This window comes from Sphingopyxis sp. OAS728 (genome assembly GCF_014873485.1).
GTDB lineage: Bacteria > Pseudomonadota > Alphaproteobacteria > Sphingomonadales > Sphingomonadaceae > Sphingopyxis.
Genome location: NZ_JADBDT010000001.1, coordinates 3,153,213 through 3,168,177 on the forward strand (window position 1 = coordinate 3,153,213; position 14,965 = coordinate 3,168,177).

The 14,965-nt window shown below is 67.2% G+C and carries 16 protein-coding genes and 1 riboswitch; of the genes, 1 reads left to right on the top strand and 15 read right to left on the bottom strand.

Features of this window, described 5'->3' with window-relative positions:
* Positions 1-84 precede the first annotated feature (84 nt).
* The 14 genes from cobU to GGC65_RS14990 form a co-directional block, all read right to left on the bottom strand.
* A complete protein-coding gene (cobU, locus tag GGC65_RS14925; RefSeq protein ID WP_192647878.1) occupies positions 85-606 on the bottom strand; it encodes a bifunctional adenosylcobinamide kinase/adenosylcobinamide-phosphate guanylyltransferase in 522 nt (173 codons plus the stop codon).
* Complete coding sequence (locus GGC65_RS14930) at positions 603-2,060, bottom strand: cobyric acid synthase (RefSeq protein ID WP_192647879.1); 1,458 nt, start codon at positions 2,058-2,060, stop codon at positions 603-605. Before GGC65_RS14930 ends, cobU begins: the two co-directional genes overlap by 4 nt.
* Positions 2,048-2,986: an adenosylcobinamide-phosphate synthase CbiB gene (gene cbiB / locus GGC65_RS14935; protein WP_192647880.1), complete on the bottom strand. Its 939-nt coding sequence runs from the start codon at positions 2,984-2,986 to the stop codon at positions 2,048-2,050. Before cbiB ends, GGC65_RS14930 begins: the two co-directional genes overlap by 13 nt.
* On the bottom strand, positions 2,979-3,953 hold the full coding sequence (locus tag GGC65_RS14940; RefSeq protein ID WP_192647881.1) for an aminotransferase class I/II-fold pyridoxal phosphate-dependent enzyme: 975 nt from the start codon (positions 3,951-3,953) through the stop codon (positions 2,979-2,981). Before GGC65_RS14940 ends, cbiB begins: the two co-directional genes overlap by 8 nt.
* Positions 3,950-4,669 carry an adenosylcobinamide-GDP ribazoletransferase gene (locus tag GGC65_RS14945; protein ID WP_192647882.1) on the bottom strand — a complete coding sequence of 240 codons (720 nt, stop codon included), beginning with the start codon at positions 4,667-4,669 and terminating at the stop codon, positions 3,950-3,952. Before GGC65_RS14945 ends, GGC65_RS14940 begins: the two co-directional genes overlap by 4 nt.
* Positions 4,666-5,235, bottom strand: a complete 570-nt coding sequence (locus tag GGC65_RS14950) for a histidine phosphatase family protein (RefSeq protein WP_192647883.1) — start codon at positions 5,233-5,235, stop codon at positions 4,666-4,668. Before GGC65_RS14950 ends, GGC65_RS14945 begins: the two co-directional genes overlap by 4 nt.
* Entirely contained in the window at positions 5,232-6,248 is a 1,017-nt protein-coding gene (gene cobT, locus GGC65_RS14955; protein ID WP_192647884.1) for a nicotinate-nucleotide--dimethylbenzimidazole phosphoribosyltransferase, read from the bottom strand. The genes GGC65_RS14950 and cobT overlap by 4 nt, the downstream gene beginning before the upstream one ends.
* Entirely contained in the window at positions 6,245-6,652 is a 408-nt protein-coding gene (locus tag GGC65_RS14960; protein WP_192647885.1) for a DUF1636 domain-containing protein, read from the bottom strand. The genes cobT and GGC65_RS14960 overlap by 4 nt, the downstream gene beginning before the upstream one ends.
* The gene (locus tag GGC65_RS14965; RefSeq protein WP_192647886.1) at positions 6,652-7,197 is read right to left on the bottom strand and encodes a hypothetical protein; all 546 of its coding nucleotides are present in this window, start codon (positions 7,195-7,197) and stop codon (positions 6,652-6,654) included. Before GGC65_RS14965 ends, GGC65_RS14960 begins: the two co-directional genes overlap by 1 nt.
* The gene (locus GGC65_RS14970; protein ID WP_192647887.1) at positions 7,197-9,155 is read right to left on the bottom strand and encodes a TonB-dependent receptor plug domain-containing protein; all 1,959 of its coding nucleotides are present in this window, start codon (positions 9,153-9,155) and stop codon (positions 7,197-7,199) included. Before GGC65_RS14970 ends, GGC65_RS14965 begins: the two co-directional genes overlap by 1 nt.
* A gap of 143 nt (positions 9,156-9,298) precedes the next feature.
* Positions 9,299-9,483: riboswitch (cobalamin riboswitch) on the bottom strand.
* 52 nt (positions 9,484-9,535) lie between these two features.
* Positions 9,536-10,984: a S41 family peptidase gene (locus GGC65_RS14975; protein ID WP_192647888.1), complete on the bottom strand. Its 1,449-nt coding sequence runs from the start codon at positions 10,982-10,984 to the stop codon at positions 9,536-9,538.
* A gap of 31 nt (positions 10,985-11,015) precedes the next feature.
* Positions 11,016-11,738: an RlmE family RNA methyltransferase gene (locus GGC65_RS14980; RefSeq protein ID WP_192647889.1), complete on the bottom strand. Its 723-nt coding sequence runs from the start codon at positions 11,736-11,738 to the stop codon at positions 11,016-11,018.
* Complete coding sequence (locus GGC65_RS14985; RefSeq protein WP_192647890.1) at positions 11,735-12,838, bottom strand: Ppx/GppA phosphatase family protein; 1,104 nt, start codon at positions 12,836-12,838, stop codon at positions 11,735-11,737. The genes GGC65_RS14980 and GGC65_RS14985 overlap by 4 nt, the downstream gene beginning before the upstream one ends.
* A gap of 192 nt (positions 12,839-13,030) precedes the next feature.
* Complete coding sequence (locus GGC65_RS14990; protein WP_192647891.1) at positions 13,031-13,432, bottom strand: glycine zipper 2TM domain-containing protein; 402 nt, start codon at positions 13,430-13,432, stop codon at positions 13,031-13,033.
* A 162-nt stretch (positions 13,433-13,594) separates the two neighbouring features.
* Here GGC65_RS14990 and GGC65_RS14995 point away from each other — a divergent pair, with 162 nt between their 5' ends.
* Complete coding sequence (locus tag GGC65_RS14995) at positions 13,595-14,593, top strand: esterase-like activity of phytase family protein (RefSeq protein ID WP_192647892.1); 999 nt, start codon at positions 13,595-13,597, stop codon at positions 14,591-14,593.
* A 38-nt stretch (positions 14,594-14,631) separates the two neighbouring features.
* On the opposite strand, the gene rpmB is transcribed toward GGC65_RS14995, so the two are convergent.
* Entirely contained in the window at positions 14,632-14,925 is a 294-nt protein-coding gene (gene rpmB / locus GGC65_RS15000; RefSeq protein ID WP_039579060.1) for a 50S ribosomal protein L28, read from the bottom strand.
* Between the last annotated feature and the right edge of the window lie 40 nt (positions 14,926-14,965).

A 14,965-nucleotide genomic window follows, 5' to 3' on the forward strand; every position in this document is an offset into this window, starting at 1 on the left:
CACCCGATTTGACGCGGCGGCGTGAGGATATGCTTCATGACGATAGTAAACGCGCCGTTGAGCATGTTTTCGGCGAGGGCGGGATCAGGCGTCCGATTTGAGCGTAAGAGGGAGCCCGGCGGTGAGCAGCACCACCTCGCGTACCGTCGCCGCTACCGACTGGTTGAGCTGGCCCGCGGCGTCGCGGAACGCCCGCGCCAGCGCATTGTCGGGGACGATGCCGAGGCCGACTTCGTTCGCGACGAGGATCAGCGTGCCCTCGAACCGGGCGATCGCGTCGCAGAGCTGGCGGCCCGCGCGCGCGATATCGGCGTCGGCGAGGAGCAGGTTTGAGACCCATAGCGTGAGGCAATCGACCAGCACGACAGCTTCGCGGCCGCTTAGCGCGTCGATCGCGTCTGGCAGCTCTCGCGGCGCTTCGACGGTCGTCCAGCGCGGATCGCGGTCCGCCCGATGACGCGCGATCCGCTCACGCATTTCGTCGTCGAAGGCTTCGGCGGTTGCGACGAAAACCGGATTGCCGCCCGCGGCTTCGGCGCGCGCCTGCGCATAGCGACTCTTGCCCGATCGCGCGCCGCCGAGCACGAACAGCGACGATCCGCTCATGCGCTGATCCCCGCGATCCGCAGCATCGCGTCGATATCGGCATGCGCCGCAAACTCGCCCGCAATGTCGTCGAGCGCGGCATCGACATCGGCGACATAGTCGCGGCCGTTGCCCGCGACGCCGATCCGCGCAAGCAATGCCTGCCGCAGTTCGGGCGACGCGAACAGGCCGTGCAGATAGGAGCCGATCACATTGCCTGCGGCATTGACCGCACCATCGCGGGCAGCGCCTTCCATTATGGCAAAGGGCCGTTCGGTGCCGGGACCATGCGTTTCGCCCATGTGCATCTCATACCCTTCGACCGGCGCGCCAAGCGCTGTCCCTTCCACCTGACGGAGCACCTTGGCGGGCGAGAGTATCGTCTCGACATCGAGCAGGCCGAGCCCCTCGACCGCGGCCGGCGCGCCCTCGATCCCCAGCGGGTCGGCGATACGCTTGCCCAGCATCTGGTATCCGCCGCACAGCCCGACGATCAGCCCGCCGCGCCGGTGATGCGCCTTGATATCGATGTCCCAGCCCTCGGCGCGCAGCGCGGCGAGGTCGGCGATCGTCGCCTTCGATCCGGGTAGCACGATGATCCCTGCCTCGGCGGGGATCGGGCGGCCCGGCGGCACCATGACGATCTCGACCCCGGGCTCGAGCTTGAGCGGGTCGAGGTCGTCGAAGTTCGAGATGCGCGGAAGGATCGGGCAGGCGATCATCCGCCGGCCCTCGCGTGGATCGGCAGGGCGTTCGAGGATCACCGCATCCTCGCTCGGCAGGCGCGATGCGGCGCTCAGCCAGGGGATGACGCCGAAACCCGGCCAGCCGCTGCGCTTTTCGATCTCGCGATAGCCATCCTCGAACAGCGCCGGGTCGCCGCGAAACTTGTTGATCAGGAAGCCGCGGATCATCGCCGCATCTTCGGGATCGATCACCGCGCGCGTCCCGACCAGCGACGCGATCACCCCGCCGCGATCGATATCGCCGATCAAGACCACGGGGACATCGGCGGCGCGCGCAAAGCCCATATTGGCGATGTCGCCCGCGCGCAGGTTGATCTCGGCGGGCGATCCGGCGCCCTCGACGACGACGATATCGGCGGCGGCGCGAAGGCGATCGTAACTTTCGAGCACTTCGGCCATAAGCGCGCCGCGCGCTTCGCGAAAATTGCCGCTGCCGAGCGTGCCGCGCACGCGGCCGTGGACGATGAGTTGCGAAGTACGGTCGGCCTGCGGCTTCAGCAGCACCGGATTCATGTCGCTGTGCGGCTCGACACGGCACGCGATCGCTTGCAGCGCCTGCGCGCGCCCGATCTCGCCGCCGTCGATCGTGACCGCGGCATTGTTCGACATATTCTGCGGTTTGAAGGGCAGCACGCGAAGCCCGCGATTGCTGAACGCGCGGCAGAGGCCGGCGACGAGCACCGACTTGCCGACGTCCGAACCGGTGCCCTGCAGCATCAGCGCAGCCATGCGGCGCCTCCCGCGATCAGCCACAGCAGCAAGCACGCGCGCAGATAGATGGCGAGCGCGCGGTCGATTGCGTCGCCGCACGCGTCGCTCACCCCGTCGCCGATCCATGGTTTGTCGTGCATCACGCTGTCATAGGCGATCGGGCCCGCGAGCCGAAGCCCCAGCGCGCCGGCCATCGCCGCCTCGGGCCAGCCGGCATTGGGTGAGGCATGTTTGCGCGCATCGCGCCACAGGATGCGCCACCCGGCGCCGCCCGCGACACACAGCAACAGGCCCGATAGCCGTGCGGGAATCCAGTTGGCGAGATCGTCGGCGCGTGCCGCCGCCCAGCCAAAGGCGCGCCAGCGCTCCTCGCGGTGGCCGATCAGGCTGTCGGCGGTGTTCACGGCTTTATACGCCCATACCCCCGGCAGGCCGAGCAGGATCAGCCAGAACAACGGCGCGACGACGCCGTCGCAGAAACTCTCGGCGAGGCTTTCAATCGCGGCGCGGGCGACGCCGGCCTCATCGAGCGCGGCGGTGTCGCGGCCGACGATCATGCCGACCGCGCTTTGGGCGCCCGTGAGGTCGCGCGCATCGATCCGCTCGCCGACCGCGCGCACATGATCGAACAGGATGCGCTGCGCCAGAGCGGGCCAGGCGAGGATGGCCACGGCGACCCAGCCCCACGCGCCGAATGATGCGAGCAACAGATGCTGGAGCGCCCAGCCGGGGCCGGCGGCGAGGATGAACAGCAAGAGCAGGGTCAGGACGCCCAGAGCACGCCGCGCGGCGAAGCTATATTCGGAGCGGTTCCACGCCACTTCACGGCCCTCGATGATCCGCGCGAACAGCCCGACCGGGTGGCCGATGCGGCGATAGAGCGCGCGCGGCCAGCCGAACGCCGCGTCGAGCGCCAGGGCGGTGAGCGCGACCGGCTCAGCCATCGGCGAGCGCTGCTTCGAGCCGCGCGCGCGCATCGGCATCGGCGGGCAGGCCGATCCGGAGCCAGCGGGGTTGGTCGGCGAAAGGCCGGGTCAGGATCGCGCGCCGCGCGAGCCGTTCGAACAGCGCCTGCGCATCGTCGACCTCGATCAGGCGAAAGAGCGGGCAGTCGCCCGTTGGCCGAAAGCCTTGGCGCGCCAGCAGGGCGTCGAGCGCGGCGGCTTCGGCGGGCAGGCGGCGCCGTGTCGTGGCGATCCAGTCGCGGTCGGCGTAGGCGGCGGTGCCAATCGCAATCGCCGCGGCCGATAGCGGCCATGCGCCGAGCCGCTCGCGCAGCGCCGCGACGATAGGCTGCGGGGCAATGACGAAGCCGAGCCGGACACCCGCGAGCCCGAAAAATTTGCCGAAGGAGCGAAAGACGATCAGCCTTGCGTCGTCATCGACCGACGTCGCGACACTTGCCGCCGGATCGACATCGGCGAAGGCCTCGTCGACCAGCAGCCAGTCATCCGGCCCGCGCGCGTCCAGCAGCGCCTGCATGGCATCGGCGCCGATTGCATGGCCGTCAGGATTGTTGGGATTGGCGAGGATCAGCGTGCCGTCATGGCGCCGTGCTGCTTCGCGGTCGATGGGCATGCTTTCCGCGAGCATTTCGCCATGCGTGCGATAGCTTGGCGCGATATGCCGTGCGGGACGGCTCACCAGCGTCCCGGTGAGCCGCAAGCCGATCTCGCTGCCCGGCACCGCGCAGACATGGCGTGGATCGACGCCGAAAAAGGATGCGGCGACGGCTTCGAGTTGTGTCAGTGCTTCGGGATCGGGCAGGCGCTGCCAGTCGACCGGGATGTCGGCTGTGCCCGGCCAGACGTGCGGGTTGATCCCGGTCGACAGGTCGATCCAGTCGCTGTCGCCGAAATGACGTCTCGCCGCCTCGATCCCGCCGCCATGCCAGGTCCAACGTGCGCTCATGCCAGATGCGCCCACAACAGCGCGGCGGCGAGCAGCAGGCTTTCGCCGAGTTCGATTCCGGCGCCATGCCCGTCGCCTGAAATTCCGCCGATGTTGCGCAGCAACCACCAGCCCCAGAGAAGGAAGGCCATTGGTGCAACGAGCAGCGAAGGTGAGAGCCACGCCGCGGCGACGAGAGCTAACGCCCATAGGACGAAGTCGACCGGCCGCACGGCATTGCGAAACCGCGATCCGAGCCCGGCGTGGAGGTCGGGCAGCGCGCGCGACCAGACGAGCGGGCCGATCCGCGCCGCGAACGGGACCAGCGCGATGGCGGGAAAGGCTTGGATGGTGAGCAATGCGTGGAGCAGGACGAGCTTGGCGAGCAGTTGCAGGGCGATGGCCACAACCGCGAAGCTGCCGACATGCGGGTCGCCGAGGACAGCGATCATGCGCTCGCGATCCTTGTGTGCCGCACCGCTGGCATCGGCGATATCGCCGAGTCCGTCGAGATGCAGCGCGCCGGTGACCGCGACCCAGACGATGAGCGCGCAGAGGGCCCCCGTCCACGGATCGATTTGCGTGCCGGCCCAGCCGGCGCCGGTGACGAGCGCGCCGACGATCAACCCGACCGCAGGAAACCAGCGCATCGATGCTGCGAATTCGTCGCTCGAAACCGCGATCCGCGGCGTCGGCAGCCGCGTCAGGAACTGGATCGCGACGATCAGCCCCTTCACGGAGTGAGTCCCGCAATCTGCGCGCTGGGCTGCTCGCCCGGCCAGACGCGAAGCGAGAGCCGCGCGGCATAGGGCAGGTCGAACGCCCAGAGCTGGCGCTGGTCGAAACCGCAAAGCACATGGAGCGCCGCGCGCATCGCGCCGCCGTGGGTCACGACGAGGGTAGGGATCGGCGCAAGATCGCCTATCGCGGCGGAGACGCGTGCGACGAGCGACGACCAGCGTTCGCCGCCGGGCGGCGGGTTGGCGTCGGGGTCGTCCCAGAAGCGGCCGAAGGCGTCCCGGTCGACGGCGCTGCTCGGCTGGCCATCCCAGTCGCCGAAATCGAGTTCGCGCCAGCGCGGGTCAATCGCGAGCGCTAGGCCCGTCGCTGCGCCGATCGCTTCGGCTGCTTCGCGGCTCCGGCGAAGGTTGGACGCGATCAGGCGTTCGATGCCGAGGTCCCGGGCTTGCGCTGTGCAGGCGGCAATACCATCGACCGTCGGCATCCCATCGGTGCGGCCCATCAGCAGTCCCGGCGTTTCGGGCGCGCCATGGCGCAGCAGATGGAGCGCAAAGGCGGTCACAGCGATGCCGAGACCTCGGCCTCGGCAAAGGTTGCCATCCGGTCGTGCGCCGCGAGAGCGCTGCGGATGATATTCGCCGCGACCGCCGCCCCGCTGCCTTCGCCGAGCCGCATGTCCAGCGCCAGCAACGGATGGAGGCCGAGCAGGTCGAGCAGGCGCCGGTGCCCCGGTTCGGCCGAGCAATGGCCCGCGATGCAATGCGCGGTGATCGCGGCATTGCCGGCCGCGAGCGGGGCGATCGCCGAAGTGCAGATGAACCCGTCGAGCAGCACGGGCACGCCGAGTTGGCGCGCGCGCAGGATGGCGCCCGCAATCGCCGCAATCTCGCGCCCGCCGACGCGGCGCAGCGTCTCGAACGCCGAGCGCGGCGCGTCGGCGTGGAACGCGATGGCTTGATTGACGACCGCGGTCTTGCGCGCGACGCCATGGCCGTCGACCCCGGTGCCGGGGCCGACCCATTCGGCCGCATCGCCGCCCAGACTGCGCGCGCAGAGCGCGGCGGCGGCGGTCGAATTGCCGATCCCCATTTCGCCGAGGACGATCAGGTCGAGGTCGGCGTCGACCGCCGCCGCGCCGCGGTTGAGCGCGTCCAGACATTCGGCTTCGCTCATCGCCGGGGCGATGGTGAAATCGGCGGTCGGGCGGTCGAGATCGAGCGAGACGACCGCGAGTTCGAGCCCCGCCGCGCCCGACAAGGCGTTGATCGCCGCGCCGCCATTCGCGAAATTGCCGACCATCTGCGCGGTGACGCTCGGCGGAAAGGCGCTGACGCCATGGACGGTGACGCCATGGTTGCCGGCGAAGATGGCGGCGCGCGCGTGGGCGACCTGCGGCCGCGCCCTGCCCTGCCACCCGGCGAAGAAGATCGCGAGGTCTTCGAGCCGACCGAGCGAACCCGCGGGTTTGGTCAGTTCGCCCTGCCGCACCCGTGCATCGGCTTCGGCATCGCGGTCAGGCCCACGCAGGTTGGCGAGCGCGGCCTCGAAGGCCTGAACGGAAGCAAAGCTGGTCATTCGGCGACAAATCCTGGCGGGGGTGTGCGGGTGATGAAATGGCCTTTGACGCCTTCGGGCCAAAGCGAATAGGGGACGCGGCCATGCTCGCTCGCGGCATAATGGACCGCATAGTCGAGGATGGCGCGCGCCGATTCGGCGTCGCCTTGAAAGCGGCCGAGGACGTAGCCGACCTTGTCGGGCGCGCGCAGGTGGACGGTACAATGATCCGCGCATGCGAAGAGGCACGCCATTTCCTGGACCGCGATGGAGGCATAGTGCGGCTCATCTTCCTGGAGGCGTTTCAATGCCTCGACGAGCCGCGCGCCGCCACGCACGCCCGACGCGTCGTCCCGGGACTCGCGGCTGTGGCGGCAGGTGTTGCACACCACCACCGCCGGACCCGGATCGACGCGCGTGAGCATCAGGCCGCCGTTGCCGGTTGCTGCGGTGCGGGAACACCTGCCGCGACGAGCACGCGATAGAGGACATAAAGCCCGATCAGGATCGCGCCGTTGCGCACGAACTGCTCGGCGAGCAGATCGGGCGCCATTGCGGTGTGCAGCCCGCCGAGGACGAGCGCGAAGGCGAGGATGATGCCCTTGAACGCCGTGAACCCGGCGGCATAGGCGAGGCTCAGCCGCGCCGCGACCGTGCGGTAATCGAGCGCCTGCAACGCCGCATAGCCTGCGAGCGCCGAACCGACCGCCGCCGTGCCGAGCCCGACGCCCCACGCCAGTGTGCTTCCGTCGCGCGGATAGCCAAGCAGGAAGAAGCCGACGAACTGGCTCGCTGCCCACGCCAGCAGCATCAGCGCGAGGCCGTCGCGGCGGCGCATATGCACCGCCGCGAGCGCCGCAAGCGACGGAAAGGGCGTTGCGCAACCGAGCGCGAGCGTCGTTACAGTGCTCGCGGCCGTCAGCAGCGAGACCCACAGCGTCGAGGCGCCCCGATCCGACAGCACGGCCATCAGAAACGGCCCCTTATGCCGGCATAGATGCTGCGACCGAGCGAGCCATAGCGGAACGCGGTCATATATTGCTCGTCGAAGATGTTCTCGGCGCGTGCGAACAGCTTGACCTCGTCCGACAGCGCATATTCGGCGCGCAGGTCGACGAGCGTATAATCGTCGAGCCGTTGTGCGTTGCTGGCATTGTCATAGCTCTTGCCCGACCAGCGGACTGCTGCGCCGAGTTCGAGCCCGAAATCGAAGCCATAGCTCGCCGAGGCGTTGGCCGTTTGACGCGGCCGGCGCGGCAGCCATTTGCCGAAATTGGCGGTGCCTTCGGAGCGATCCTCGGCGACGATCCAGCTGTAATTGCCGTCGAGCTTCAATCCGCCGAGGGCCAGCGCCGCGGTCGCCTCGACGCCATGCGCCTCGCTGCGCGCGACGTTCGAATAATAGCCGAAACGGCGCGTCGTCGGGTCACCCGGCACGAAACACATCGGGTTGGTCGTCGTCGACGAACAGCTGTTGTAGATGATCTGGTTCGTCGTCGTGCGGTCGAACCAGGTCGCGCCGACCATCAGCTTGTTGTCGAACAGATGCTGCTCGACGCCGGCTTCCCAGCCGTGCGCTTCCTCGGGGTCGAGCCCGATATTCCCATATTCGCTGAACTGTTGATAAAGCGACGGCGCCTTGAAGCCTTCGCCATAGCTTGCGCGCAGCACCGTGCCGGTCGAAAGGCGCCATACGCCGCCCGCAGCGAACAAGGTCTGCCCGCCAAAGCTGTCATGATCGTCGTAACGGACGCCGCCGTTCAGCGTCAGCCCGTCGAGCGGTTCGACGCTGAGCTGGCCATAAACGCTGGTGATCTCGGCCTTGCCGCGCGCGAATGCCGGGACCGGGGTTGCCAGCGACGCTGCGGGCGAGCGGCTGCGGAAATCGGACCGTTCATTCTCGACCCCGAAGATCGCGGTGATGCGGTCGGTAAAATCGAAGCTGCCCTGATATTCCCAGCGCTGGTTCTTGCCGTCGGCCTCGAAGCTTTGCGGACGCGCGCGGTCAGGATTGAAATTGTCGCGGTTCGTGTCTGTGTAAGCGTAAGCGATACGGTTGCGGAAGCGGCCACCCACGAGGTCGACATTGAGCCCGGCGTAACCGACGAACTCCTTGTTGAGGCCATAATCGTTGCTGTCGACGTTGAAGCCGTCGAATTCGACCCGGCCGCTCGAATAATAGCCCCGCACATCGACGCTGACATTGTCGGCGAGCGCGAGTTCGGCGCGGCCGGAGAGATTGGTGTTGCGATAGCCGTCACGCTCGACCCCGCCGAACGCCTTGGCGTGCGACGAAATACCGTCGGTGGTGAAGCGCTGGCCGCCGATGCGCCAGCTCAGCGGGCCCGTGCGGCCGCCGACCGCGGCGCGCGCGCTGACGGTCTGGCGCGATCCCGCTTCGAGGTCGAAACTGCCTTCGAGCGCTTTTTCGGGCGAGGCGGTGACGACGTTGACGACGCCGCCGATCGCCTGGCTGCCCCACAGGATCGACTGTGGTCCGCGCAGCACTTCGATCCGCGAAATGTCGCCGGCGAGCAAATTGGTGAAGTTGAAGCCGCCGCCGGTCGACGACGGATCGTTGAGCTTCACCCCGTCGATCACGACGACGCTATGGTCCGATTCGGCGCCGCGAATGCGGAGCGAAGTCGACGTGCCGTAACCGCCGTTGCGCGAGATGCTGATGCCCGGCGTGCGGAGCAGCAATTCGGTGACGCCGATATCCTGCGCGCGGTCGATCGCTTCTTTGTCGATCACGGCGATCGACGACGGCACTTCGTCGAGTGTCAGCGGCGCGCGCGTTGCGGTGACGATGATGCTGTCGCCGTCGGCGGCGACGGCATGCGCCGTGCCCGCGTCCTCGGCAAACGCGGCAGAGGAGGCCGCAACGGCGGCAAGGCAGATCGAACTTCGGAAAACAAATTTGAACATTGGGTACCCCATCGACGAGGCCGCCCACACGCGTGGGATCGATGGGTTGTCCGGGGACGCACGACATCGAGCCCGCGCGCGAACGCGGCCAAACCTGTCGTCATGCGGGTTCACCCCCGTCCGCCCGGCACACCCTGTCCGGTCGAAAGACGACGGCGACGGGCAGGTCTCCTGGCTTGCGGGTCAGCGCCGGTCGGCCGCCTTCTCGGGACCGGAATCCCAATGGCAAGTGGCCGATGGCTCGCCGCGTACAGTTGCAGGGGCAGCCGGGGTTTTCCCGTTCCCTCTTAGTCTCCGTTGCCGGGGAACCTGTCGCTTGCCGCGGCCGTTAGCCCCATTTTGCGGCTGCGGTCAATTGCTGCGATGCAGCGGTGGACCGATCAGAACAGCCCTGGCAGCTCGCGCTGGGCGGCGCTCGGCTGGTCGGGGACCAGCATTTCGGGTTTGGCGGACATGGGCGCGCCGCGGCGCTGCGCCGACGCGCCGGCGCTGGCATCGGCGATCCGCGTCGTGCAGGCCCTGCCGGCGAGGAAGTCGATCGCGGCGCTGACCGACGCTTCGCGCGCGTCGCCGAGCGGAAGCGTCAGATCGTCGCTCGCGGCGCAGCTGTTCGCGATCTTCGGCGCCAAGCCGTCATAATAATCGCCCGCGCCGGTCGCGTTGACCGTCGCGAATGCGACCACGCGCATGCGGTCGTCGCATTCGGCCTTGTCGAGCGCGATCTGGCCGACGGGCTTGCCATAGGTGTTGCTGCCGACCAGCGTCATATTGGTGCCGAGGTAGGGCAGCATCGAATTGATCACGAGTTCGCTCGCCGATGCGGTCGAAGCGGTGCCGATGAAGGCGATGCGCGTCGGCGCGATCGACTGCGCGCTGGGCGCGAATCGATGTTCTTCATTCTCTCCCGATTTGGTGGCGCGAAAACGGGTCTGCGAGAAAATTTGCCCGGCGCGATTGGCCCCCATCAGGTCGCCCATCAAATTGGCGGTCGAAACAAGGCCGCCGCCATTATAGCGGAAATCGACGATGATATCGGTCACCCCGCGCGCGCCGAAATCGGCAAAGGCCGCCTTCAGCTGGTCGTCCGCCGACGCGATGAAGGTGCGCAGGTTGAGATAGCCATAGCTGCGCCCGCCCTCGGTGATGATCTTCGCGCCATAGCGATCGGAAATCGGGTCGAGCGAATAGTCCGCCTTCGCCACCGTGACGTCGCGGGTGCCGGCGGCATCGGTGATGCGTAGCACGCGGCTGACCCCCGGGTCGTTCGGGCCGAGCGCATTGGTGATGCCCGCGGTGCCTTCGGCATTCACGATGCTGGCGACCGTGCGCAGGTTGCTGCTGTTGGTGCCAATCGCGACGATCGCCGTGCCGCGGTCGATCCCCGCGGCAAAGGCCGGTGCGCCTTCATAGGCCTCGGCAATAAGCACGCGCTGGTTTACCGCGTCATAGGTCATCCGGACCCCGAAACCGGCACTCGATCCATTCGAAAAGAAGGCGTTTTCTTCGGCGATCGACGTGATGTAGGTGAAGAAGCGGTCCTTGTTCAGCGCGCGCGCCGGCGCGACCAGCGCATCGATATAGGATTGGACATTGTTATGGGCGGCGGGATTGACGCTCGCGACGTCGCCGGGGAACAGATACCATTCGTCGATCACCGCCTTGGCAAAGATCTGCCGCGAGGTCAGCGCGCAATTGGGGGTCGGTGTGGGGCTCGGCGTCGGGGTGACCGTGACGGGGCCGCCGCTGCTCAAGCTTCCTTCGCCGCCGCACGATGCCAGCATCAGCGCCGCGAGCGTTACAGCCGCGATCGACTGCTTCGACTTGCCCATGAAAACTCCCCCGGTTCGACCCAATATCCGACTATTCCGTGTCCGCCTCCGCATCATTGCTTCGGCCCTTGAAGCCTTGGGCGATGACATAAAGTTCGGGCGACCCCTTGCGGCTCGCCGGCGGTTTGGCGTGTTTTACCGTTGAAAAATGACGTTTTAGTAAAGTCAGCAGCGTGTGATCGGCGCCGCCCGCAAACACCTTGGCGACGAACGCGCCGCCGGGCTGCAAATTCTGCACCGCGAAATCGGCGGCGGTTTCCGCGAGCCCGATCGTGCGCAAATGATCGGTCTGCTGGTGGCCGACGGTGTTCGCCGCCATGTCCGAAATGACAAGGTCGGGGGCGCTGCCCAGCGCCTCGATCAAGGCATCGGGCGCCGCATCGTCCATGAAATCCATCTCGAGGATTTCGACGCCCTCGAGCGGCTCGCAATGGAGCAGGTCGATCCCCGCTACGCGCGCGCGCGGGTTCGCCTTGCGTACGACCTGCGACCAGCCGCCCGGCGTGATGCCGAGGTCGACCACGGCGCGCGCTTTCTTGATAAAGCCGAATTTATCGTCGAGCTCGATCAGCTTGTACGCGGCGCGCGAGCGATAGCCCTCGGCCTGCGCGCGGCGCACATAGGGGTCGTTGAGCTGGCGTTGCAGCCAGCGCGTCGACGAGACGCTGCGCTTGCGCGCGGTCTTGACGCGCACATGCAAGCCGCCGCGGCCCCCCGATCCCTTGGCGCCACCCTTGCCGCCGGCACCGCTCATTTGCGATACTCGCGGCGGGTGACGGGGATGTCGCGGCCCTGCATCGCCAGCGTGCGCAATATGCCCTCGCGGATGCCGCGGTCGGCGACGCCGACGCGCGCGGCGGGCCACAGGTCGATGATGCTTTCGAGGATCGCGCAGCCCGCGACGACCAGGTCGGCCCGCTCGCGGCCGATGCAGGCGATTTCGGCACGGTCGGCAATGCTCGCATCGGCAAGGCGGCGGCTGATGCCGCGCATCGCCTCGGACGGGACGACCAGCCCGTCGACAGCGCGGCGGTCGTAGCGGGGCAGGTCGAGGAAGACGCTGGCGAGCGTCGTGACGGTGCCGCTGGTTCCGAGCAGGCGGAGATTCTGGCCGGCAAACTGCTCGGCGCGGTCGGCGAAGGCCGAAAAAGCGGACCGTGTCACGTCGCGCATATGGGCATAGGCGGCCTGCCGCCCGGCGAGGCTGTCGTCGGGAAGCGGGGCATGTTCGGTCAGCGAGACGACGCCCCATGGCACGCTGATCCAGTCGTGGATCTGCACGTCATGGTCGGATACATCGACGTGCATCAGCTCGGTCGAGCCGCCGCCGATGTCGAATATCAGCGCGGGGCCGTCGCCGGGTTCCATCAGATTGTGGCAGCCGAGGACGGCGAGCCGCGCCTCTTCGGCGGCCGAAATGATATCGAGGACGATGCCCGTCTCGCGGCGGACGCGGTCGGCGAGTTCCTCGCCGTTGGTGGCGCGGCGGCACGCCTCGGTTGCGACCGCGCGCGACAGCGAGACATGGCGCCGGCGCAGCTTGTCGGCGCAGATCGACAGCGCCGCGACGGTCCGATCCATCGCCGCTTCGCTGATTTTCCCGCTGCCGTGCAAGCCCTCGCCCAGACGGACGATGCGCGAAAAGGCGTCGATGACGACGAGCTCGCCATTTTGCGGGCGCGCGATCAAAAGTCGGCAATTGTTGGTGCCAAGATCGATGGCCGCATAGCTGCGCGGCCGCGTGATCGGCATCGGGCGCGCATCGCCGCCTGCCTTGTTTCGTCCTTTCGCCGCCGGCCCCGTTCTTGAACCTGGCCGCGGCGGTCGCCCTGATGGCGCTGCCATTTGCCGCATGGCTATTGTAACCTGTTCTGCTCACGCGCCCGCAAAAACGCGGGCGTGCACTTGGCGCCGAACCTAGGCTTCCCCCGCCATGTTGGCAAGTCTTCCCCCTGCGGCCCCGCGTCGGGCAAGAAAAACCCCGCCTGGCACGGGGGTCAGACGGGGCAAAGGAGGGAAGGAAATTATTGGGGGTCGGAACTGCCCTTAACGGCAGCCGTCATTCCCCTTGTCGATCGCGCGGCCGGCGATTGCGCCGACGGCGCCGCCGAGGATCGTACCGACCGTACGGTCGCCGCGACCGGCAATCTCATGACCGGCAAGGCCGCCCGCAATCGCGCCGATCACCGTGCCGCCGGTGCCATTGTCGCACTGGCGATAATTGCGGCGGTCACCGCGGTAATAGCGGCGGTCGTTGCGATAATCGCGGCGGTTGTCCCGGCGATAGTCGCGGCGGTCATAACGGCGGTCGTCGCGGTCATAACGAACATCATAGCTCGAATAGCCGTCGCGGTCGTACCAGCCGTTCTGCGCCGCGGCGGGAGCCGCCATGCCCAGCGTCGCGGTGGACATCAGGGCGGCGATCGAGAGGGTCACCATCTTTTTCATTTTCGTTCTCCTTCGTCGTCGTTTGGCCCGTCTGGGCTGTGTCGATGATCATGTTTTGCCCGATTCGCTTTGAGCCAAGCCTGAACATCATTGTTGGCCAATGTTCAGCTTTCTGCGGTGAGCCGCTTTCCTTTCGCCCGCTGCCGCCGTAACCCCGCGGCGATGCGCCGTTTGCTCTTTGCTGCCCTGATCTTCCTTGCTGTCGGCCCGGTGCCGGGGGCCGTGATGCGTTTTCCGGAGGAAGATACGACCCAAGCGGCATCGGCGCGGCCGCTGGTCTTTCCGCGTGGGACGACGGGCAGCATGCGCTTTGTGCGCGGCTGGCATCTCGTCAGTCCGCACAGTCGCTTCGGCGGCTTTTCCGCGCTCGCGCGCATCGGACCGGGCCAGTTCCTGCTTGTCGGCGACAATGGCTATTCGACACGCCTGTCGCTCGATTCGCGCGGCGCGGTGTCATCTGTGCAGATTCGTGCGTTACCGACGATCGACGGCCGCCCGGCCCGCAAATCGATGGCCGATACCGAAGCGATGTTTATCGACGCCGACAGCGGCAAGATTTGGGTCGCGCTGGAGATAATCAATCAGATCTGGCGTCTCGACGCCGGTCTTTCGCGAATCGAATCGCGCCGCAAATTGCCCGAACCGCATTGGCCAAGGAATCGCGGGCCAGAGGCGATGACGCGGCTGGTCGATGGCCGGACGGTCGTTTTTTCGGAAGATGCCGACGACGATCCGCGCGGGCGCGAGGCATTGCTCTACACTGGCGATCCGGCCGCCCCGGGCCCTGCGCCGATTCGCTTTTTCTATGATTCGGCGGGGCGGGGGCTGGTCAGCGACGCCGCAGCGCTGCCCGACGGGCGCATCCTGCTTGTGCACCGGCGGCTCGGTTTCGACCCCGTCTTCACGACGGTGATCGCGATCGTCGACCCGGCGGATATCAAAAAGGGTGCCGTCGTGCGGTCGCGGACGATCGGCCGCGTTCCCGCGCCGCTCGCCGAAAATTACGAAGGCGCGGCGATTTCGGTCGAGCGGGGGCGCATATATCTGTGGCTCGTCGCCGACGACAATTTCAACATCTGGCAGCGCAGCCTGTTGCTGCAATTCGAGCTGGTGGACCTTCCGCCGAGAAAGGCGCCGGACAGCAAAAAGGCCGCGCGGTAAACCCGGCGGCCTGATTGCTTTTAGCGATTTGGAAGCGCTTAAGCGGCCTTTTCGGCCAGCTTCTTTGCAACTTCCTTCTTCACCTTGCGGGCCGAAGCCGACAGCTGGTCGTCGCCGGCCTTCAGCAGCCAGTTGTCGAGGCCGCCGTTGTGCTCGACCGTGCGCAGGCCGTGGGTCGACACGCGCATCTTGACGCCCTTGCCGAGCGCGTCCGACAGCAACGTCACATTCTGCAGGTTCGGCAGGAAGGTGCGCTTGGTCTTGTTGTTGGCGTGGCTCACATTGTGGCCAACCTGGCGGCCCTTGCCGGTCAGTTCGCAGATGCGCGACATGGTCTTCGTCCTCGTCTAAAAAATTCGGATCGGCGTCCGG